This is a genomic window from Enterococcus sp. 5B3_DIV0040, assembly GCF_002140755.1.
GTDB lineage: Bacteria > Bacillota > Bacilli > Lactobacillales > Enterococcaceae > Enterococcus_D > Enterococcus_D casseliflavus.
The window spans coordinates 2,161,087-2,182,291 of sequence record NZ_NGLC01000001.1 but is presented as its reverse complement, the minus strand read 5'-3'; the positions used below and the strand labels follow the sequence as shown (position 1 = coordinate 2,182,291).

Here is a 21,205-nt window from a genome sequence, read left to right as displayed (position 1 = left end):
TTATTTACTTCGTTGGAGAAATTAATTTAGTAAAACTATTTACATATTAAGTAAAATAATTTATTATAAACGAGAAGATAGCGTTTGCAAAATAAAGAAAAGGTGGAGAAATGATGATGAAAAAAATGTCTCGAGTTCTTTTTTTAAGTGTAGCAGCTTTAGGATTAGGTGCTTGCGGTCCACAAAGTGAAGGGACAGATAGTACTGCAGCAAATAGTGGCAGCAATAAGGACTATGATCTATTGGTCTGGGAGGACCAAGCAAAATCAGCTGGGATTGAAGAGGCAGTCAAACAATTTGAAGAAGAACACGATGTGACGATCAAAGTGGTCGAAAAAGCCTATGGTGGACAGATCGAAGATTTACGATTGGATGGACCCGCTGGTACAGGTGCGGATGTCATCACGATTCCTGGCGATCAAATCGGTACAGCCGTTACCGAAGGTTTGTTGAAAGAATTAACAGTCGATCAAACGCTACAAGAGCTGTATACAGAATCAGCAATGCAATCGCAAATCGTTGACGGCAAAGTCTACGGCTTACCAAAAGCGGTTGAAACACAAATTTTGTATTATAACAAAGAACTAATTTCCGAAGAAGACTTGCCACAGACAACGGATGAGTGGCTGGAGTATTCCAAGTCTGTTTTAGGTGCTGACAGTTATGGGTTACTGGCATTATGGGATCAAATTTATTACGCACAAGGTGTATTGAGCGGTTATGGCGGTTATGTTTTTGGCGAGAATGCCGATGGATCCTATGACCCTGAAGATATTGGATTAGCTAATGAAGGCGCGATCGAAGGAGCAGACTATATCCAACAATTTTATGATGCAGGTGTTTTTCCATCGGGATTGGTCGGTGAACAAGGAATCAATGTGTTGGACTCTTTATTTACGGAAGGAAAAGCTGCCGCTGTCATCTCGGGACCATGGAACTTGTCTCCTTATAAAGAAGCGGGCATCGACTATGGTGTGAAAGAATTGCCATTATTAGGCAATGGTGAACATATGGGCTCCTTTATCGGTGTCAAAAGCTACAACGTAAGTAGCTATTCCCAAAATCCTGAGTTAGCTGAAGCATTCGTCAAATTTATCAGCAATGAGGAAAATTCAAAAGTTCGTTATGAAAAAACACAGGAAGTACCAGCGGTTGCTTCATTAGCAGATGATCCAGCAGTTCAAGAAAGTGAAAGTGCTGCAGCCATTGCCGCTCAGTCCCAACACGCAGAACTAACGCCTGGGATCACTGAAATGAATTCAGTATGGGAACCAATGGATGCCGCATTGCAAACCATTGCTACTGGAAAGGCTGAACCGAAAACAGCTTTACCACAAGCAGTCGAACAGATCAAATCAGCCATTGCGGCAATTCAAAACTAGAAAGTCGTCTCAAGGACAAACGTTTCGGATGGTCATTCATCATTAGGAATCAAGTAAGGCCGAACGAAACGTTTGTCAGCGGCTTTTTCTTACAGGGGGCGAAAATGTGAAAAACAGGCAGTCGTATGCAAAACGAGCAATGCTATTCTCGATAATACCAGGATTCGGTCAATTTTATAATCGGCAAAAAATCAAAGGCGCTTTATTTTTCTTCTTTTTTGCTATGTATCTTGTCGTCTTTAAAGATTTATTTAATATGGGACTTTGGGGCATCGTGACATTAGGCGTGGAAGTGCCGAGAGACAATTCCATCTTTTTATTAGCAGAAGGATTAGTTGCCTTGATCGTCATCGGTTTTGGTCTGTTGTTCTATTATTTAAACATCCGTGATGCCTATAAAAACGGTGAATTAAGAGACAATGAGCTACCAGTCAACTCTATCCGTGAAAGCTACCAGGCACTATTAAGAGAAGGCTATCCTTATTTAATGAGTAGCCCAGCATTTTTCTTACTCGTGTTTTCTGTTATTTTTCCGATTCTCTTTAGTATCGCGTTAGCTTTTACGAACTATGATCTGTATCATTCTGCACCTGCCAATTTAGCAGATTGGGTGGGATTAGAGACCTTTAAGAAGATTTTTACTGTCGATATTTGGCGTAGTACCTTCTTCAATGTTCTGGGCTGGACAGTTATCTGGACCTTGATCGCCTCAACGTTACAAGTTTCAATCGGAATATTTTTAGCGGTGCTGGTGCATCAAAAAGAATTACGACTCAAAAAGTTCTTTCGAACGATTTTGATCCTCCCATGGGCAGTTCCGGGATTTGTTACGATCTTGGTGTTTTCAGGAATGTTCAATGATTCCTTTGGTGCGATCAATCATTCGATTTTGAATTTCTTCCAGATTTCACCGATTCCTTGGCTAACGAGTGCGAATTGGACCCGCTTAGCTTTGCTACTGATTCAAGGCTGGCTAGGCTTTCCGTATATTTTTATCGTGACTACAGGGACGCTGCAATCCATTCCTGATGATTTGTATGAGGCTGCGACCATCGATGGTGCTTCAGCTTTACAAAAATTCCGCCGAATCACATTGCCATTATTGCTTTATGCAATGGCACCGATTTTGATTACGCAATATACGTTTAACTTCAACAATTTCAATATCATTTATCTGTTTAATTCTGGTGGACCAGCAGTTCCTGGTTCGACCGCTGGTGGTACCGATATTTTGGTTTCGTGGATCTATAAGCTCACGATGCAAAATAGTCAATATGCACTGGCAGCAGCGTTGACGATTCTCTTATCGATCGTCGTGATCGCGATTGCTTTATGGCAATTCCGCCGAACAAATTCATTCAAGGAGGTTGGATAACATGAAGGCAGCAAGTATGAAGAAACAAAAATTTGTCCGCCTATCCTTGACGTATCTCGTACTGATTTTTACGGTAGTGGTGATCGTCTACCCTTTACTTTGGACGATCGGTGCTAGTTTTAATCCTGGGAACAGTTTAGTAAGTACGAGTTTGATTCCGACGAGTCCGACATTAAGTCACTACACGAAATTGTTTGCTGGCGACAACTCGCTTTATTATAGTCAATGGTATTTGAATTCATTAAAAATCAGTGTATGCACCATGTTCTTGTCACTGATTTTTGTCTCCATGACGGCGTATTCCTTTTCACGATTTCGTTTTACAGGCCGTAAAAATGGGTTGATGCTGTTCTTACTCCTACAAATGATCCCGCAGTTCTCTGCCTTGATCGCAATTTTTGTATTGGCGCAAATGCTCGGCTTGATCAATAGCCATTGGTTGCTGATCTTGATTTACGTTGGGGGCCAGATTCCCATGAACACGTACTTATTGAAAGGGTATTTTGACTCGATCCCGTTAGATTTAGACGAGAGTGCCAAGATAGATGGCGCAAGCAATACGCGAATATTCTGGCAAATTTTGATTCCTTTATCACGACCAATGCTGGCAGTCGTTGCCATGAATGGCTTTACTGGACCACTTGGAGACTTTGCCCTGTCTTCTGTGATTTTACGTAATCCTGAGTACTATACATTACCCATCGGGTTATACAAATTAGTCACGGATAAAATGGGAGCCAGCTATACGACTTTTGCGGCAGGGGCTATTTTGATCAGTATTCCGATCGCGCTCGTCTTTATTGCATTACAAAAACATTTTGTCTCCGGTTTGACCGCTGGTGGCACAAAAGGATAGGAAGAGAAGATGACAAGATATAACTTAGAAGAACGCTTTTTACATGGTGGGGATTATAATCCTGACCAGTGGCTAAATTATCCCGAGATCTTAGCCAAAGATTTAGAACTAATGGAAAAAGCTCATGCTAATACATTTTCCCTTGGTATTTTTGCTTGGAGTGCCTTAGAGCCAGCAGAAGGGGTGTTTCAATTTGAATGGTTAGACAAAATCATGGATGAGCTCGCCGAACGAAACAGCAACGTCATTTTAGCGACGCCAAGCGGCGCGCGTCCTGCCTGGTTGTCTAAAGCATACCCTGAAGTTCTACGGACCAATGAAAAACGGGAAAAAATGTTACACGGCGGGCGTCACAATCACTGCTTTTCTTCACCGATCTATCGTGAGAAAGTGGCGATCATCAATCGGAAATTAGCTGAACGCTACCACGATCACCCAGCACTATTGATGTGGCATATTTCCAATGAGTATTCTGGAGATTGTCATTGCCCCATTTGCCAAGAAAACTTTCGTCAGTGGGTCAAGCAGAAGTACCAAACATTAGCAGCCTTGAATGAGGCCTGGTGGGGACCTTTCTGGAGCCATACGATCACCGATTGGTCGCAAATCGAATCTCCTTCACCGATCGGCGAAATGCAAGTTCATGGACTAAATCTAGACTGGCATCGTTTTGTGACCGATCAGACCATTGATTTCTATGAACATGAGATCAAAGACATTCGTCGTTTGTCTCCAGATGTGCCGATCACAACGAATTTCATGGCAGATACCCGAGATTTGATTCCCTTTTATAGCCTTGATTATGGAAAATTTGCCCAGCATGTGGATGTCATTAGTTGGGATTGTTATCCTGCTTGGCATAATGATTGGGGAACGACCGCTGATTTGGCAAGTAAGGTTGGGTTTATCAATGATCAGTACCGTAGCTTGAAAAAGCAACCCTTTTTGATCATGGAATCAACCCCTAGTGGTGTGAATTGGCATCCAGTCAATCGCACGAAACGCCCCGGGATGCATCTGTTGTCTTCTATGCAATTTATTGCTCACGGTTCAGATAGTAATCTTTATTTCCAATGGCGAAAATCTCGAGGCTCATCTGAGAAGTTCCATGGGGCCGTCGTGGACCATGACAACGACGAACAGAATCGTGTTTTTCAAGATGTAGCCGAAGTGGGAAAAGCCTTAGAAGAAATCAAAGAAATCAAAGGATTGCACAAAAAAGCCAAAGTGGCGATCATCTATGATTGGGATAACAATTGGGCGCTCAATGATGCGCAAGGTTTTGGTTTGGAGAGCAAACGCTACCCACAAACGTTGCAAGAGCATTATCGCTATTTTTGGGATCATGACATCGCGGTTGATGTCATCACGAAAGACCATGACTTTGACTCTTACCAATTGATCATCGCTCCGATGCTTTACCTTTTACCAAAAGAAACTATGAAAAAGTTTCAACAGTATACGAAAAATGGCGGGACGCTGGTTTCCACTTATTTGACGGGGATCGTGAATGAAACGGACTTGACCTATTTAGGGGGCTGGCCCCAAGAGTTAGAAGAACTGTTTGGTGTGTCTGTGAAAGAAATCGATACGTTATATCCGAAACAAAAAAATCTGCTTTTAATGAAGGAGCAGCAGTACCAAATTCATGATTATTGTAGTGTTGTTCAAACAAACACTGCCCAAACGTTAGGGGTCTACGGTGCTGATTTTTATCAAGGTCAAGCTGCAGTGACCGTAAATGATTATGGTGAAGGAAGTGCCTACTATCTTGGGGGACGGACGGATCAAGCCTTTTTGGAAGACTTCTATCAAGAAGTAACACAACAGCTTCGCATACAAAATGAGTGGGTCCGTCAAGGTTCAACGAACGTGTCGATCCAAAGTAGAGAAAGTCAGCAAGAGCAGCTCGCTCCGACCACCTATTATTTTGTGATGAATTTTTCCGAAGAAAATCAAGAAGTAGAGGTAGCAACTTCAGGAATCGATTTGCTTACTGGAAAAACGACAAACCAAAAGCTTCAGTTGGCGCCTTATGAGGTGCAGATTATCAAAGTGACAGCACCAGAACAATAAAAACTATTGTGTCAATTATATGAAAAAAGAAGTACTTACGTTGATGAAAAAAACGTAAGTACTTCTTTTTTATAGAGAGTGTTTTAATTTTCTTGCGCAAATTCGGCAGCTTTTGTTCCTGCTTGGCGTCCGAAGATGATGATATCGGCAACGGCATTTCCGCCAATTCGGTTTTCACCATGCAACCCACCAGTTACTTCACCGGCTGCAAAAAGACCTGGAATGATCTCGTTATCCGTAGCGATCACTTCTGTGTTGGTGTTGATCTTCACGCCGCCCATCGTGTGGTGGATACCAGGAGCGATGGCAATGGCATAGTAAGGTCCTGTTGACAAATCGTTGTCCATTGCTGTGCTGCGTCCAAAGGCTTCGTCTTCACCAGCAGCTACACTGCTGTTCCAGGTAGCGATCGTGTCAGCAAGCGCTGCTTCTGGCATGTCCAATTCTTTTGCTAATTCTTCGATCGTGTCAGCGGATTTTACTAACCCTTGTTGCTCGTAAAAATCAATGGCTGTCACGCGTTCTTTGACACCTGCATCAAAAACTAACGTTGCTGATTTTTCAGGTAAGGCAATGATCGCTTCAGAGACTTTGTCTCGTGTTTCCATTTCATTGAAGAACCGTTCGCCTTCTTGATTGACCAAGATCGCGCCTTCTCCACGGACAGCTTCAGTGATCAACAGTGATTTAGACTGATCCACTGTTGGGTGGATTTGGATTTGCTCTAAATCAACCGTTTGTCCACCTAACGCTTCGATCATTTTGATTCCATCACCAGTCGAACCCTCTTGGTTCGTTGTCACGTAGTCTGCCAATTCTGGTTTGTACTCGGTGATCATGTCGAAATTGGCACCGAAACCGCCTGTTGTAACGACAACTGCTTTGGCATCAATGGTTTGTTCGTTTCCTTCTACTTCAACGGTCACCCCGTTGACTTGACCATCTTCTTCATTGATTTCTTTGACATCGGCATTTACAAAAATTGGGATTTCCAATTCATGGATGTTGCGCATCAAGCCATCAACTAAGTATTCCCCAACAGCGGAACCATCCGATGGACGGTGCGTTCTTTTTTCACTCATCCCGCCAGTCGTTGTTAAGTTGTCTAAAGTGATACCCATGGAATCTAACCAATCGATTGCTTCTGCTGAATGATCCACAAAGTAGCGCAACAATTCTTCATCATTGGTGTTGTGACCGCCAGCTAATGTTTCTTCATAAAATAGATCGTTTGAATCTTCGATGCCTTCTGCTTCTTGGAATTTGGTTTCTGAAGCGTTCATTCCTGCTGAAGATTTCAATGTATTTCCACCAGAAATTGGCATTTTTTCTAAAATAACTGGGTTTGCGCCAGCTTCTTTTGCTTGGATCGCAGCGGCCATTCCAGCGCCACCCGCACCGACGATCACGACATCGTAGCTGTCTGCAAGTTCGCTAGGGTCTGTGTATTCTTGACCAGATGCAGCGGAAGTTGCATCTGTTTCTTCATTAGCAGATGAACCAGTACTTGAGCTGCTGCTTGTTTGTGAATCAGCGCCACAAGCACTCAAAGTTGCTAACGAGGTTAGGACTAATAGTGTTTGGAAAATTTTCTTCATTGTTTTTATTCCTCCTAAAACTTTTTCCAAATCAAAGACTAACATAGTTGTCATGTTATTTTTAGCTTTTGTTCGAAAAATCACATAATAATTAGAAAAGTTTAATTTATAAAGCGTTTTAGTCGAGATGAAAGGGTTTATTGGTCATCATAAAAAAGAGTGAATTCGTGAATTTATGGAAATAGAAGAATTATTGATTCTTTGATTTGTTTGGTATTAATCATGAAGGGAGAAAGCGAAGAGGCTTTGATTCGCCTCTCTTCTGTTATTGAAAAAACGTACGTCACTGAGGTGCCGAGGAATGATCTCTTTTATTAAGAATAAATCAAATGCTTTGCGCTCAAAATATAGAAAGAAATTGATGGCATCCGTGTTTGTGGGCACCAACTTTTACTCAATAAATAAAGATAGAATCTTAGTTTTCAAGAGTCATTGCCAAGAAACTGCGGTGTTTCTTAAAAAAATCAAGAGAACTGTCTTGCAAAACAAATCCTTTCTAGTATAATAAAAATAAGTTAGGTCTACCTAAAAAATAAATAAACTATCCTTAACTATGGAAATGGAGTGAAAATAATGATTACTTTTTCAGAAATATCCGCAGCCTATGATGGCGATCATCAAGTGATCTCGGATTTGTCGTTTCAAGTAGAAAAACCGTCGATCGTAGGGATCATTGGTCCAAATGGGGCAGGGAAGTCGACGCTGATCAAAGCGGCGTTGAAATTGATCCCTTCCAGTGGGAACATGAGTGTCGACAAAAAAGCGTTAAAAGACTTTCAAAAGGAAATTGCCTATGTCGAACAAAAGACCGCGGTTGATTACACGTTTCCGATCACAGTCAAAGAAGTCGTATCTTTAGGCTTGTATCCTAAGATGCGCATGTTCCAAAGGATGTCGGCAAACGATTGGCAGAAAGTGACAGCCGCTCTGGCAGCGGTAGAAATGGAATCCTTTGCGGAACGTCAGATTGGGGAATTGTCCGGCGGGCAGTTTCAGCGGGTCTTGATTGCTCGAACGTTGGTGCAAGATGCCAACTATATTTTCCTCGATGAGCCCTTTGTAGGGATCGATGCCACCAGTGAAGCGATCATCGTCGGCCTGTTGCGTAACTTGCGAGATGCTGGCAAGACGATTTTTATCGTTCACCATGATCTGGGGAAAATCACCGAATACTTTGATTACTTGGTTCTGCTCAATCAAACCCTGATCGCTGCGGGACCAGTCAGTGAAGTCTTTACCGAAAGCAATTTGAAGCAAACATTTGGCGATGCGATCATCGTGAAAGGAGGCGTTTAACATGTTGACAAGCTTTTTTACGAGTTTAAGTAACTATCATTTCTTGCAAAATGCCTTGATCACGGCAGTCGCGATCGGGATTGTGGCAGGGGTGATCGGTTGTTTTATTATCTTACGAGGGATGTCCTTGATGGGGGATGCAATCTCTCATGCGGTCTTACCAGGGGTAGCCTTGTCTTATATCTTCGGCGTTCATTTTTTTGTCGGGGCGATCTTCTTTGGGATCTTGGCTTCCATGATCATTACCTATATCGCCAATAACAGCCTGATCAAAAGCGATACGGCGATCGGTATCACCTTTAGTTCGTTTCTAGCTTTAGGGGTTATCTTGATTGGAGTAGCAAATAGTTCGACTGATTTGTTTCACATTTTGTTTGGGAATGTGCTAGCGGTGCAAGACAGCGACAAATGGCTGACGATCGCTATCGCTATCCTTGTGCTGGCAGTGATCATCCTCTTCTTCCGTCCACTGTTGATCACGTCTTTTGATCCGATGATGGCAAAGGCCTTTGGGATGAAAGTGCAAGCCTATCACTATTTATTGATGTTCTTGTTGACTTTGGTTTCAGTGACAGCGATGCAAAGCGTCGGAACGATCTTGATCGTGGCTCTGTTAGTCACTCCAGCAGCAACGGCTTATCTTTATACAAAACAATTGAAGCATATGATGGTCATCGCAGGGGTTTTAGGTGGTTTCGCCTCATTTATCGGCTTGTTTATCGGGTACAGTTTTAATATTGCCGCAGGATCAAGTATCGTTTTGACCGCAGGAGCCTTTTTCGTGATCGGTTTCTTGTTCTCACCAAAACAAAAGACCAGTCCAGTCAAACGCTGGTCAGCGACGGCGGTTTTAGCAACGGCAGCTGTAGCTGGTGGCTTCTTTTTGGCACAGCAAAACGGACAGATGGCCCAAACAGAAGGGAAACTTTCAGTAGTAGCGACCAATTCGATCATTGCTGATATTACGGAAAACATTGCCGGTGATCGAATCGATCTTCACAGTATCGTACCAGTGGGGCGTGATCCCCATGAATATGAACCTTTAGTGGAAGATGTTCGAAAAGCGACCGATGCCGATCTTATCCTTTACAACGGCTTGAATCTAGAAACTGGCGGCAATGGCTGGTTTACCAAATTGATGAACAATGCCAATAAGGTAGAAAATGAAGATTATTTTGCCGTCAGTGATGGCGTGGATGTGCTTTATCTTTCTGATGATGAAGACCACAGCAAAGCCGATCCTCATGCATGGTTAAATCTAGAAAACGGTATGATCTATGCCCGCAACATTGCTCAACGCTTGAGCGAAAAGGATCCTGACAATCGCTCTTTCTATGAAGAAAACCTTGAACGCTACTTGGCTTCATTAGAAGAACTGGATCAGCAAGCGAAGGAAAACTTCCAATCGATTCCCGAAGAGAAGAAATTGATCGTCACCAGTGAGGGAGCCTTCAAATACTTCTCCAAAGCCTACGGTGTACCGTCTGCCTATATCTGGGAAATCAATACCGAAGAAGAAGGAACCCCTGCGCAAATCAAGAACTTAGTGGATCAGCTGCAAAATTCAGCCGTCGCTTCCTTATTTGTCGAAAGCAGCGTCAATACTCGTCCGATGCAAAGTGTTTCTCGTGATGCAGGTATTCCGATATTCGGAACCGTCTTTACCGATTCGATTGCAGAGCCGGGAGAAGAAGGCGACAGCTACTATAACATGATGAAATGGAATCTCGATACGATTTATCAAGGCTTGAATCAATAATGCAAAAAACATCCTTAGCTCGTTCTGGCTAAGGATGTTTTTTCGTCGTATTTTTGTGCTGGAGAAAAGCAAAGAGATAAAATCCGCAGCCCATCAAAGCAGCAAGAAAAGCGATGACAGGAAAGTACAACCCCTGACCGTATACATAGGCTGTATAAGCGAAGAAGGCGATCAAAAACCAAAGCGTTCCCGAGATGAGCATTTTTTGGTTCCTCCTAATTGTTAAAAAGTGTTTATTTAGTATATTTCAACACGGTAGGCGCAAAAAGAAAATCAGCGAATCGAACGTTTGCTGAAACGAGTCGCTGATTTTTTCCCAATTGCACCGATGAACAGTTAAGAAACGTTCAATTGCTGTTGCGGTTCTAAATGGTAATAAAGGATCTCAGGTGGGACACCGAGTCGGGCGGGAATCTTGGTCATACCAACCCCGCTGGAAACACTTAATAAGGTCTCATTGCCTAAAAGGTAGAGCCCATCGGTATATTTCAACGCGCCCTTTGTTTTCGCATAATAAAAAGGCAAGCGAATCTGCCCGCCATGGCTATGGCCAGAAAGAATCAAGTCGTAGTTTGGCAGATTGGTGATCCGAGAAACATAATCGGGTTCATGGAGCAAAAGCAGCTGCCATTCTGCTAAGGTTGCTTCATAGGTAAAACTGACTTTCGGACTTTCTATATCGATACCGACAATATTCATCGACGTCTTGTCATCAGAACCAAAAACCGACTCATTATCAAGTAAGGTAAACCCTGCATGCTGGTATATTTCCTTAACAAAGTAATGCCCGTCATTCAAATGGTCATGGTTCCCCATAACTGCGATCTTACCCAGAGGCGCTTGCAATTTTTTCAGCTTTTCGATCAGTCGCTTGGATGAACGATGCGGCCATTTTTTATAATTATCGATCAGATCCCCCGTGATGATGATCAGATCCGGCTTGTTTTGGATCGTTGATCGAATGATGCGATTCATTCGTCTTGGTTTAAACCAACGAGAAAAATGAAGGTCGCTGATATGGGCGATCACGAGATTGCTTTCTGCTTGATAAAGATCGTAAGCCTTTGAAATATCTAAGACGGTGCGCTTGTCTTTTTTTATGAGGTAGTGCCGTTGTTTGAGAAGATGCGGTTCAATAATAAAGGAGTAAACTAGCAAGCCCGTAAGGAGGAATGCAATAAGAATGAGGGTGTACATGGCGTGGCTCCTTTTTTGATTTGCTAGTTTCTAGCATAGTAGATTCTTACAAAAAAAGCAATCATGCGAAAGCAAAAATAACAAAAAATATCCATCGTATTTCGTTTGTTTCTTCCATGAAAAAAAGATACAAAAGGGGCTGCAATAGCCGATCTTTTGTATCCTAGATCGCAATTATTTGATTTTCACCAAACGTTTGAAGCGTGCTTTGTGTTTGACGGGGATCAAAGCCATGACACAATCATAAGGGACGGAGATGATCGCCCATGCGAGACTTTTACTTGAAGCAAAGGGATAGTTTTGCTTTAAGACAAAATGGCCACTGATCAAGGCAAAACCGATACTGCCGACCCACAGCCATTGCGGGTCCCAATTCGTAAAGTGTTGGAGGGCTGTGATGACAAAGGGATAACCGTAAAAGTACAATGCAGTCAAAACGAAAGTGACGTTTTTGGTTAATTGACGCAGGGTCAGTAAGAAAAATAAGCCAGAAAGAACGATACCCAATGGCGGGAACAGACTAACTAAGAAGGAATACACGATGCCCCATACGATCATGCCAGGTCCTTTGACGAGAGCGGCTAAGACAAAGACAAAAAGTAGGAATAAGAGCTGTTGCGAAAAACTTGCTGCTGTCAAAAGTCCGAAGAAACCAACCAATAACCAGTGAGAAAAAGTCGCTGTTTGATTCTTTTGTGGTGTCTGTTGCTGCAATTTTAGCCAAGTAGCAAAATTCGGGAAATCATGCTGGAAATTTCGCTGAAAATCGCTGTTGAATGCTTGATGGGCATTTTGCTGGCGATAGTAATGATATTGATGTTTTAACGTGCCTTTCGTGGCTGCTTTTTGGCCAGAAAAAAAGCGGCCGGGATCAATTTTTGATCGTTCCATATTTCCACCTCCATACGATTTCGTTACCCTCAGTATAGAGAAAATCAGCTTCGGCGTCCTCCAACTTTGGGCGGATTTTTTTTGCTTGCTGAAAGTTTTCTTAAACTGCTGAAAAAAGCGAAGAGGATTCGTTTCTTAAACCGTCAAAATATGCTAGAGTATAGAAGGACTAAGGAGGAGATTTCATGATTTTTGATTCTCATACACATTTGAATGCAGAACAGTTTAACGAAGACATTCCCGAAACGGTCGCCCGTGCGCAAGAACTAGGAGTAACGGAGATGGCGGTCGTCGGTTTCGATCAACCAACGATTGAAAAATCGTTAGTATTAAGCAAAGAATATCCTGGCATTTACAGTATTATCGGTTGGCATCCAACCGAAGCTGGTTCTTATACCCCACAAGTGGAAACCTATTTGCAAGAGCGCTTGGAACGACCAAAAGTCGTTGCCCTAGGTGAAATCGGTTTAGACTATCACTGGATGGAAGATCCGAAGGAAGTTCAAGAAAAGGTCTTTCGTCGGCAAATGGCGATCGCCCGTGAACATCAGCTGCCTATCAGTATTCATACCCGTGAAGCCTTAGAAGATACCTATGCGATTTTAAAGGATGAAAAAGTCCAAACGATCGGCGGCATCATGCACAGCTTTAGTGGGGATGGCGAATGGGCGAAAAAGTTCTTGGACCTAGGAATGTATATTTCCTTTAGTGGTGTCGTGACCTTCAAAAAGGCGACGGAGGTACAAGAAGCTGCGCAAGTCGTGCCACAAGATCGGCTGCTCGTTGAGACTGACGCGCCGTATTTAGCCCCTGTTCCTTATCGTGGCAAGCGCAATGAACCGGGCTATACTCATTATGTAGTGGATAAAATCGCGGAGCTGCGGCAAGAAGCGGTGGCTGATGTTGCGGCCTACACGACAAAAAATGCCCATCGCTTGTTTAGGATCAATGACTAATAAACCGAAAATCGAAGAAATCATTGTCGTCGAAGGCAAAGACGACACCCGCCGATTGCAAGAAGTGTTCGATGTAGATACCATCGAGACGATCGGTTCGGCGATCGATGACACGATCCTTGATCAAATCGAGCACGCCCAAGAGACACGAGGGGTTATCGTGTTTACCGATCCCGATTTTTCGGGAGAAAAGATTCGCAAAATCATTATGGAAGTCGTTCCTGATGCCAAGCATGCCTTTTTACCGCGCAGTCAGGCAGCACCGAAAAGCAAGGGCAGTTTAGGCGTGGAACACGCCAGCCATGAAGCGTTGAAAGAAGCCTTGCGAAAAGTCGTAACCCCGATTGCTTCAAATGAAGTCAGTGAGGGGACCATTGATCGGCAACAGTTGTTAGCGTATGGCTTGATCGCAGGAGCTGGAGCGAAAGAGAAACGAGAGCGGTTGGGGGATCTTTTACGCATCGGCTATACGAACGGCAAACAATTAGAGAAGCGGCTGACAATGTTTCGTATCACCGATGCAGAGTTGGCAGAAGCAATGAAAATAGTGGAGGAAGAATTGTGAAGGAAGAACGGGAAATAGCAACCCCCTCAAGAACCAAAGAGATTTTAGCGAAACATGGCTTTACCTTTAAAAAAAGTTTAGGGCAAAACTTCTTAACAGAACCGAATATTTTACGGAAAATCGTAGAAACTGCAGGCATCGACGAGACGACAAACGTCATTGAGGTTGGTCCTGGAATCGGTGCGCTGACCGAACAGTTGGCAAAACATGCCAAGCAAGTGTTGGCGTTTGAAATTGATGATCGGTTGATCCCAGTGTTAGCCGACACAATGCAGCCATATCAAAATGTGAAAATCATTCATCAAGATGTCTTGCAAGCAGATCTGGCAACGACCATTCAGTCAGCATTCAGCGATACGGCTGCTTCATTAAAAGTTGTCGCAAATTTGCCTTACTACATCACTACGCCAATTATGATGCACTTTTTAGAGTCTCAGGTAAAAGTAGATGAAATGGTCGTGATGATGCAAAAAGAAGTGGCAGATCGAATCTCAGCAGTTCCCGGGACTAAAGCCTATGGCTCGTTGTCGATCGCTGTGCAATACTACATGGAAGCAAAACTGGCATTCATCGTCCCGAAAACCGTTTTTGTGCCCCAACCGAATGTTGATTCGGCTATTTTGAAATTGACGCGTCGATCACAACCAGCAGTCGCAGTCACCGATGAAAAAGAGTTTTTCAAATTAACGAAAGCAGCCTTTCAGCTGCGTCGTAAAACCCTTTGGAACAATTTGCAAAATAGCTATGGAAAAGATGAAACAACCAAACAGTGGTTGGCAGACAGCTTAGAAGCAAGTGGGATCGATCCGAAACGACGTGGAGAAACGCTGTCGTTAGCGGAATTTGCCAAATTAAGCAATGAAATGCAAGCGCGTAAAGGATAACTTCAATAAAAACGGATGTTGAATAAACATTCGTTTTTTTTGTGTCTTGACACCTCGTGGAAATACCAGTAGAATAAGCAAGACAGAACTGTCATGACACATTGAAGGAGAGAGTATAAATGAAAAATCATTCCATCCGCCATTTAACGATCGCTGCATTGTTGATCGGCATGGGGATCGTCATTCCCATGGTAATGCCCAAAATCGTCATCGGACCAGCATCTTTTACCTTAGCTAGCCATGTGCCCGTCTTTGTGGCGATGTTCTTTTCATCTGCGATGGCGATCGCGGTAGCTTTAGGAACGACCTTTGGCTTTTTCTTAACACTGCCACCAATCATTGCTTTACGGGCATTGTCCCATGTTGTTTTTGCCGTCATCGGTGCCTTTTATTTACAGAAGCACCCAGATATTTTACTAAAAAATGGCAAACCCTCTTTATTGAATATCAAATTTCAGAGCTTTAACTTGATTATCGGACTGATCCATTCTGCCGTAGAAATGGCAGTCGTTGCCGCCTTTTACTTCACAGGAAATGTACCAGGGACCGCATTCGATGGTAATTTCTACTATTTCTTGTTCGTTTTGATGGGGATCGGCGGTTTGATCCATAGCTTGATCGATTTCAATTTGGCTTATTTTGTTGCAGGTGCCTTAAGCAAACAATTTGATATTCGTTCGTTTTCGAAAGCAAAAGGACGCTTTATTCAGAAACAGAAGAAAGCGGCATAAGCGCCAGTTTGAATAGACCCGCTGCCTAAACGGGTCTATTTTTTTGTGTTTAGATTAAGAAAATACTCCTTCTTAAAAAGTTTATTATAGTGAAATAATAAACAGAAATAAGTTATAATATACAAGAGGAGGAAGTAGATGAAGAAGAAAAAGTTAAAACGGTTACTTTTAGGTATGTTCGTCTTGATGCTCTTCTTTCTGCTGATTTTTTATGACAGTAAGAACGGGCAGTCCCCCTTTGAAAAGATAGAGGATGAATTGACACTAGCACTTTCGGATGAAGAACAAACACCAGAGCCTGAATACAGTGAGGTTATTCAATTGGATGTTCCGTTAGAAAATCAATTCGATGAAGTGGCGTTAGGGAATGGCTGTGAGGTAACGGCTTTATCGATGCTCTTGAATTTTTACGGATTTGATACCAATAAAAATCAATTGGCGGAAGAATTAGCGTATGTCCCGCTTTATGAGGATTATTATCACCATGGAGATCCGCGAGAAGGCTTTGTTGGAAACATCTATGGCGGTGATAGCGCGATGGGGGTTGACGTAGAACCGATCACCGATGTCGCCGAAAGGATTGTAAAAGAGCAATACGAAGTTGTTAGTGGACGAGACAAAAGCTTTGATGAGATCGTCAAAGTACTACAATCTGGGAAACCAGTTTGGATGATTGCGACATTAGAATTACAAGTACCTACCGATGCGGATTTCTTTCAATGGAATACCCAAAATGGCGAAATCCTTGTGACGGCATTGATCCATTCGGTGGTGATCACAGGCATCGATGGTGATACGATGTATGTCAACGACCCTTATGGACATAAGGATCGTGAAGTCAGCAAAGAAGACTTAGCAGCGATCTATGAAAAAATGGGTCAGCAATACTTATATTTAGAAGAAATCTAAGAAAAACCCCTAACTTGCCGTTGACAGTAAATGAAAAAACAATTATAATTTTTTAAAATTAAACAAAGAAATCGATAACGTTGAAGAGAAGAGTAGCAGATCAACAAAGGTACAGAGACTCCGGTTGGTGAAAAAGGAGACATGCGGTGATCAGTGAAGATGAGCTCTGAGTTTTTTTGTTGGTTCACGCCAGCAAAACGGCATGCGCCCGTTACAGCGCCAAGTATCATAGTGTACTGTTGAGGTGTTATTTGTGAGAATAACACGAATTAGGGTGGTAACGCGCATCAAGTCGTCCCTTTTATCCGTAAGGATAAAAGGGCGGCTTTTTTTGTTTCTCACAGCCGAAACTATTCGCCTTCTTTTCAACAAGAAATTTATCTGTAAGGAGTTGAAGCAATGCCGATCATTATTCCCAAAGAACTACCCGCTGCAGCGGTCCTGCAAAAAGAAAATGTCTTTGCCTTACTGCAGCATAAAGCGGTGAAACAAGAGATTCGTCCCTTGAAGATCGCGATCGTCAATTTGATGCCGAAAAAGATCGCCACAGAAAATCAATTGCTGCGCCTGCTTTCCCAAAGTCCGCTGCAAATTGAAGTAACTTTACTGAAAATGAAGTACCACGAAAGTAAAAACACGTCTGTCGATCACATGGAAAAGTTCTATCAAGAATTCTCAGTGATCCAGTCCCAACGATTCGACGGCTTGATCATCACTGGTGCCCCTGTTGAAAAAATGGCCTTTGAAGCCATTGATTATTGGCAAGAACTGCAAGAGATCATGGATTGGAGCCAGACGAATTGCACTTCAGTCCTGCATATTTGTTGGGGGGCACAAGCTGGACTTTATTACCATTATGGTATCGACAAAGTTTTGTACCCAAGCAAGTTGTTTGGCGTCTTCGAACAAGCAGTCACGCATTTTCATCCGCTCGTTCGCGGTTTTGACGACGTCTTTTATACGCCCCATTCGCGCTATACTGGCATCGATGAAGGCCAGCTCGCCCAAGCGCCTTTAGAAATCTTGGCAGCGGGTGTTGAAACAGGGCCTTCCATCTTCGTATCAGAAGATCATAAAAATGCCTTCTTGCTAGGACATTTTGAATACCACACAACGACCTTGAATGAAGAGTACTTGCGAGACATGGAACGGGGCTTAGCTACCGCATTGCCCAAAAATTACTTTGCCTATGACCGTTTAGGCGGTAAAATTACCAACCGTTGGCGGGGACATGCCTCTTTGTTTTTCAGCAATTGGATCAATGAAACCTATTTGCGAACGCCGTATGACCTGTCCGTCACGCCGACGAAAGAAGGTTACCGAATTGGCAGTGAGCCAGAAGGTCGGGTGAGTATCAATGACGATTGAGCATTTTCTCTCCCACTATGCTAGACAGCGAAAAGGCACTGATTCTTTAAAATGGGATCTTGTGGATCAACGGTTCCAAGGAGAAAAGCTTTTGCCTTTATGGGTAGCTGATATGGATTTTGCTGCGCCAAAGGCAGTGGAAGAAGCCTTGCAGCAACTGGTTGTTCAAGGAACCTTTGGCTATGCGATTCCCCCCTCAGGCTATTTTTTAGCCTATCAAGCTTGGCAAGATCGCCACTGGGGGACGAAATTCGAAGAAAAATGGCTCTCGTTTTCCACAGGGGTCGTCCAATCTTTGGTTGATTTGCTTCATTGTTTCACAGAACCAGACGATGGCATCTTGATCCAGCCGCCCGTCTATTATCCCTTTTTTGACAGCATCAAAGAGACGAAAAGGCGCTTGATAGAAGCACCCTTACAAAAGGTGGGGAATTCTTATCAAATCGATTTTGCTGCTTTTGAAGGCAAAATCATTGAAGAAAAAGTGAAACTATTTATTCTCTGCTCCCCCCACAATCCAGTAGGGCGGGTCTGGCAAGAGAAAGAACTGCATCAGTTATTGGCCATTTGCCAAAAACATGAGGTTGTCGTGATCGCCGACGAGATCCATTGTGAGCTGATACTCGGTGAGCAGCAATTTGTTTCAGCCGTGACAGTGGCACAGGGGTTCGGCTTTGAGAAGCTGATCGTTCTGGATTCGCCCTCAAAAACCTTCAACTTAGCAGGATTATTGCTCTCTCATGTTTGGATTCCTGATTTAGAGATGCGCAGAGCCTATGAGGAGTGGTGCCGACAATACAAGCAGACGGAAGTTAATCGTTTGGGATTGGTGGCTGCGAAAGCCGCGTATGAATCGGGGGATCAATGGCTAGATGACCTGCTTTTGGTGATTGCTGCCAATGAACAAATGGTCCGCCAGCAACTGCAAGAAGCATTTCCCAAAATTGAGCTCCTGCCATTAGAAGGAACCTATCTTCTCTGGGTCGATCTGCGGCAAGTCATTGCCAAAGAACGAACCAAGCACGTGATCCAAGATACTGCCGGTCTGGCAGTCGACTATGGGGAATGGTTTTCACAAGACGGTCAGGGCTTGATTCGTCTGAATCTTGCGACAACACCGACGATCATTCAAGAAGCCCTTGATCGCATGATCGAGGCAATCAAAAAGGAGGAACGACATGACGATTGATACAGCAACTTTTCTGGCACAATTAGGCAATCATTCGGATCAGCAAACTGGGGCGATCAGCCCACCGATCTATCTTTCCACGACCTTTGCTCATCCCGAGTTAGGGCAAAGTACAGGCTATGATTATACCCGTACCAAAAACCCGACCCGTGATATCTTAGAAGCAGGTCTTGCTGAATTAGAAAAAGGAGCTCGGGCAGTAGTGACCAGCTCTGGCATGAGTGCGATCGCTTTGATTTTTGACTTATTTACCAGCGGGAGTCGCTTTTTGGTTTCTCGTGATTTGTATGGCGGTAGCTTTCGCTACTTTGCGGAATTGGAAAAAAGCCAACGGGCATTCTTCGATACCTTCAGCACTGTAACAGAATTAAGTGAAAAACTAACTGACGAGGTAACGGCTGTCTTTTTAGAGACCCCAACGAATCCTTTGATGACCGTGACGGATATTGCTGAAACCGCCAAGCTTGCTCACGACCATGGGGCGCTACTGATCGTAGATAATACCTTTTTGACGCCATTACGACAGCTGCCCTTAGAAGAAGGCGCGGATCTAGTGATCCATTCAGGCACCAAGTTCTTATCAGGTCACAATGATATTTTGGCTGGCGTCGTCATCGCCAAAGATGCGCAAGTAGGGGAGCGCTTGAATTATTTAGCCAATACTTCAGGCCCGACCTTGAGCAGCTTTGATACGTGGTTATTTATCCGAAGTTTAAAGACGCTGCCGTTGCGCTTTGAACGACAGGAAGCCAACGCTAAGGAAGTTGGCCGCTTTTTACGAGCCCATCCGGCGGTCAAAGAGGTGCTGTACCCAAATGCAGGGGCGATGATCAGTATTCGGGTGCTTGATGAAACCAAAATCAGCGGCTTCTTAGCGGCATTAAAGGTCTTTACCTTTGCGGAAAGCCTGGGTGGTGTGGAAAGTCTCATCACGTATCCAACGACACAGACCCACGCAGATATTCCTCAAGAGGTAAGAGAATCTTATGGATTGACGCCGGATCTTTTACGGATTTCCATTGGGATCGAAAGTAGTAAAGATTTGATCGATGACTTAGAAAATGCACTGAAGATATTCAAATAACCCAACCACAGATCAGCTAGTGAAAAACTTACTTTTGTAGAGTAATTTTATTGACAGTTTTAGTTGTATAGGATAAAGTTACACTACATATGAATAGTGAGTCCGATGTTTTCGGTTGACGGCAACAGGGATTAACCATTTCTCCTTTGAAAAAGTAGGTTGTTTTGAGAAACAGAGGGGAAATTGGTCTAGTTGGGCCATTCGACAAGGAAATAGGACGATTGATCTGAGGAGGGAACAAAAGGGGAAAAAAGGGATGAAAAGAAATGTAGTAAATGTGTTGACGACAGGAGTGATTGGGCTGCTTGCCTTGTTTAGCTTGGCTGCCTGTGGCACCAACCAAGCGGATGAAGAAACGACCGTCGTTAAATTAGGTGTCGTTGGCGAACAAAATGAAGCCTGGGAACATGTGCAAGAAGAATTGAAGGAAAACGAAAATATCGACTTGCAACTGGTGAAGTTCACCGATTATCGCCAACCAATCGTCGCACTAGAGGATGGGTCAATCGATCTTCACGCAGCATTGACGGAAATTTTTATGGATAATGTCAACGAAGAAAGTGGTTATTCCAACACGACGATTGCGTATACGACATTAAACCCACTTGGTATTTATTCCGATAAAATCACTGATGTCAGCGAATTGGCAGATGGTGCCACGGTGGCTTTACCCAATGATGTGTCAAATGAGAGCCGCGCACTACTACTCTTACAAACGGCCGGTTTAATCACTTTGGATGAATCAAAAGGGTTACTGCCAACAACCAGTGATGTCACTGAGAATCCCAAAGCCTTGAAATTTGAGCTGCTTGATTCCAATCAAACGGCTCGGGCAATGACCGATGTCGACATCTCTTTGATCAACAACGGCATGGCAGTCGATGCTGGCTTGGTTCCTACAGAAGATGCGATTTTCTTAGAACCTGTGGCTGACTCCTCCACGCCCTATTATAATGTCATTGCTGCGCGAGCAGACGAAGCAGAAAATGATGTGTACCAAACGGTCGTAGCGTATTATCAGACCGATGAAGTAAAAGCAATTATTGACGAAGTTACCAAGAAATCAAGTATCCCTGTTTGGGAATAAAA

19 protein-coding genes are annotated in these 21,205 nt (G+C 43.4%); 15 read left to right on the top strand and 4 right to left on the bottom strand.

Annotated features, from left to right (window positions below):
* The first annotated feature begins 110 nt into the window (after positions 1-110).
* The 4 genes from A5883_RS10265 (at position 111) to A5883_RS10250 (ending at position 5,689) form a co-directional block, all read left to right on the top strand.
* Entirely contained in the window at positions 111-1,382 is a 1,272-nt protein-coding gene (locus tag A5883_RS10265; protein WP_016608234.1) for an extracellular solute-binding protein, read from the top strand.
* 139 nt (positions 1,383-1,521) lie between these two features.
* Positions 1,522-2,757, top strand: coding sequence for a carbohydrate ABC transporter permease (locus tag A5883_RS10260; RefSeq protein WP_016608233.1), 1,236 nt, complete (start codon positions 1,522-1,524; stop codon positions 2,755-2,757).
* A gap of 1 nt (position 2,758) precedes the next feature.
* A complete protein-coding gene (locus A5883_RS10255; RefSeq protein WP_010747791.1) occupies positions 2,759-3,613 on the top strand; it encodes a sugar ABC transporter permease in 855 nt (284 codons plus the stop codon).
* A 9-nt stretch (positions 3,614-3,622) separates the two neighbouring features.
* Positions 3,623-5,689, top strand: coding sequence for a beta-galactosidase (locus A5883_RS10250; RefSeq protein WP_086338482.1), 2,067 nt, complete (start codon positions 3,623-3,625; stop codon positions 5,687-5,689).
* An 83-nt stretch (positions 5,690-5,772) separates the two neighbouring features.
* Here A5883_RS10250 and A5883_RS10245 read toward each other — a convergent pair whose 3' ends face one another.
* The gene (locus A5883_RS10245) at positions 5,773-7,287 is read right to left on the bottom strand and encodes a flavocytochrome c (protein WP_086338481.1); all 1,515 of its coding nucleotides are present in this window, start codon (positions 7,285-7,287) and stop codon (positions 5,773-5,775) included.
* 573 nt (positions 7,288-7,860) lie between these two features.
* Here A5883_RS10245 and A5883_RS10235 point away from each other — a divergent pair.
* Complete coding sequence (locus tag A5883_RS10235) at positions 7,861-8,583, top strand: metal ABC transporter ATP-binding protein (RefSeq protein ID WP_060791832.1); 723 nt, start codon at positions 7,861-7,863, stop codon at positions 8,581-8,583.
* Position 8,584: 1 nt separating this feature from the next.
* Entirely contained in the window at positions 8,585-10,342 is a 1,758-nt protein-coding gene (locus A5883_RS19680) for a metal ABC transporter permease subunit (RefSeq protein ID WP_005225531.1), read from the top strand.
* 28 nt (positions 10,343-10,370) lie between these two features.
* Here A5883_RS19680 and A5883_RS19145 read toward each other — a convergent pair whose 3' ends face one another.
* The 3 genes from A5883_RS19145 to A5883_RS10220 all read right to left on the bottom strand — a co-directional run bounded on the left by A5883_RS19145 (position 10,371) and on the right by A5883_RS10220 (position 12,430).
* On the bottom strand, positions 10,371-10,544 hold the full coding sequence (locus tag A5883_RS19145; protein ID WP_010747796.1) for a hypothetical protein: 174 nt from the start codon (positions 10,542-10,544) through the stop codon (positions 10,371-10,373).
* A 134-nt stretch (positions 10,545-10,678) separates the two neighbouring features.
* Positions 10,679-11,539 (bottom strand): metallophosphoesterase, encoded by an 861-nt coding sequence (locus A5883_RS10225; RefSeq protein ID WP_086338480.1) that lies wholly within the window; start codon positions 11,537-11,539, stop codon positions 10,679-10,681.
* Positions 11,540-11,713: 174 nt separating this feature from the next.
* The gene (locus A5883_RS10220) at positions 11,714-12,430 is read right to left on the bottom strand and encodes a hypothetical protein (protein ID WP_015509323.1); all 717 of its coding nucleotides are present in this window, start codon (positions 12,428-12,430) and stop codon (positions 11,714-11,716) included.
* 185 nt (positions 12,431-12,615) lie between these two features.
* Between A5883_RS10220 and A5883_RS10215 the strand changes: the two genes are divergently transcribed.
* The 9 genes from A5883_RS10215 (at position 12,616) to A5883_RS10175 (ending at position 21,203) form a co-directional block, all read left to right on the top strand.
* Positions 12,616-13,386, top strand: coding sequence for a TatD family hydrolase (locus tag A5883_RS10215; protein ID WP_086338479.1), 771 nt, complete (start codon positions 12,616-12,618; stop codon positions 13,384-13,386).
* Complete coding sequence (rnmV, locus tag A5883_RS10210; RefSeq protein ID WP_016608225.1) at positions 13,379-13,951, top strand: ribonuclease M5; 573 nt, start codon at positions 13,379-13,381, stop codon at positions 13,949-13,951. Before A5883_RS10215 ends, rnmV begins: the two co-directional genes overlap by 8 nt.
* Positions 13,948-14,835 carry a 16S rRNA (adenine(1518)-N(6)/adenine(1519)-N(6))-dimethyltransferase RsmA gene (gene rsmA / locus A5883_RS10205; RefSeq protein WP_086338478.1) on the top strand — a complete coding sequence of 296 codons (888 nt, stop codon included), beginning with the start codon at positions 13,948-13,950 and terminating at the stop codon, positions 14,833-14,835. Before rnmV ends, rsmA begins: the two co-directional genes overlap by 4 nt.
* Before the next feature lie 119 nt (positions 14,836-14,954).
* Positions 14,955-15,566 (top strand): hypothetical protein, encoded by a 612-nt coding sequence (locus A5883_RS10200; protein WP_086338477.1) that lies wholly within the window; start codon positions 14,955-14,957, stop codon positions 15,564-15,566.
* A 138-nt stretch (positions 15,567-15,704) separates the two neighbouring features.
* Positions 15,705-16,475, top strand: a complete 771-nt coding sequence (locus A5883_RS10195) for a C39 family peptidase (protein WP_015509325.1) — start codon at positions 15,705-15,707, stop codon at positions 16,473-16,475.
* 399 nt (positions 16,476-16,874) lie between these two features.
* Positions 16,875-17,843 (top strand): homoserine O-succinyltransferase, encoded by a 969-nt coding sequence (locus A5883_RS10190; RefSeq protein WP_074932144.1) that lies wholly within the window; start codon positions 16,875-16,877, stop codon positions 17,841-17,843.
* Positions 17,833-19,032, top strand: a complete 1,200-nt coding sequence (locus A5883_RS10185) for a MalY/PatB family protein (RefSeq protein WP_086338476.1) — start codon at positions 17,833-17,835, stop codon at positions 19,030-19,032. Before A5883_RS10190 ends, A5883_RS10185 begins: the two co-directional genes overlap by 11 nt.
* Positions 19,022-20,116, top strand: coding sequence for an aminotransferase class I/II-fold pyridoxal phosphate-dependent enzyme (locus tag A5883_RS10180; protein WP_016608218.1), 1,095 nt, complete (start codon positions 19,022-19,024; stop codon positions 20,114-20,116). Before A5883_RS10185 ends, A5883_RS10180 begins: the two co-directional genes overlap by 11 nt.
* A 256-nt stretch (positions 20,117-20,372) precedes the next feature.
* Positions 20,373-21,203, top strand: a complete 831-nt coding sequence (locus A5883_RS10175) for a MetQ/NlpA family ABC transporter substrate-binding protein (RefSeq protein ID WP_002307592.1) — start codon at positions 20,373-20,375, stop codon at positions 21,201-21,203.
* Positions 21,204-21,205: the final 2 nt, after the last annotated feature.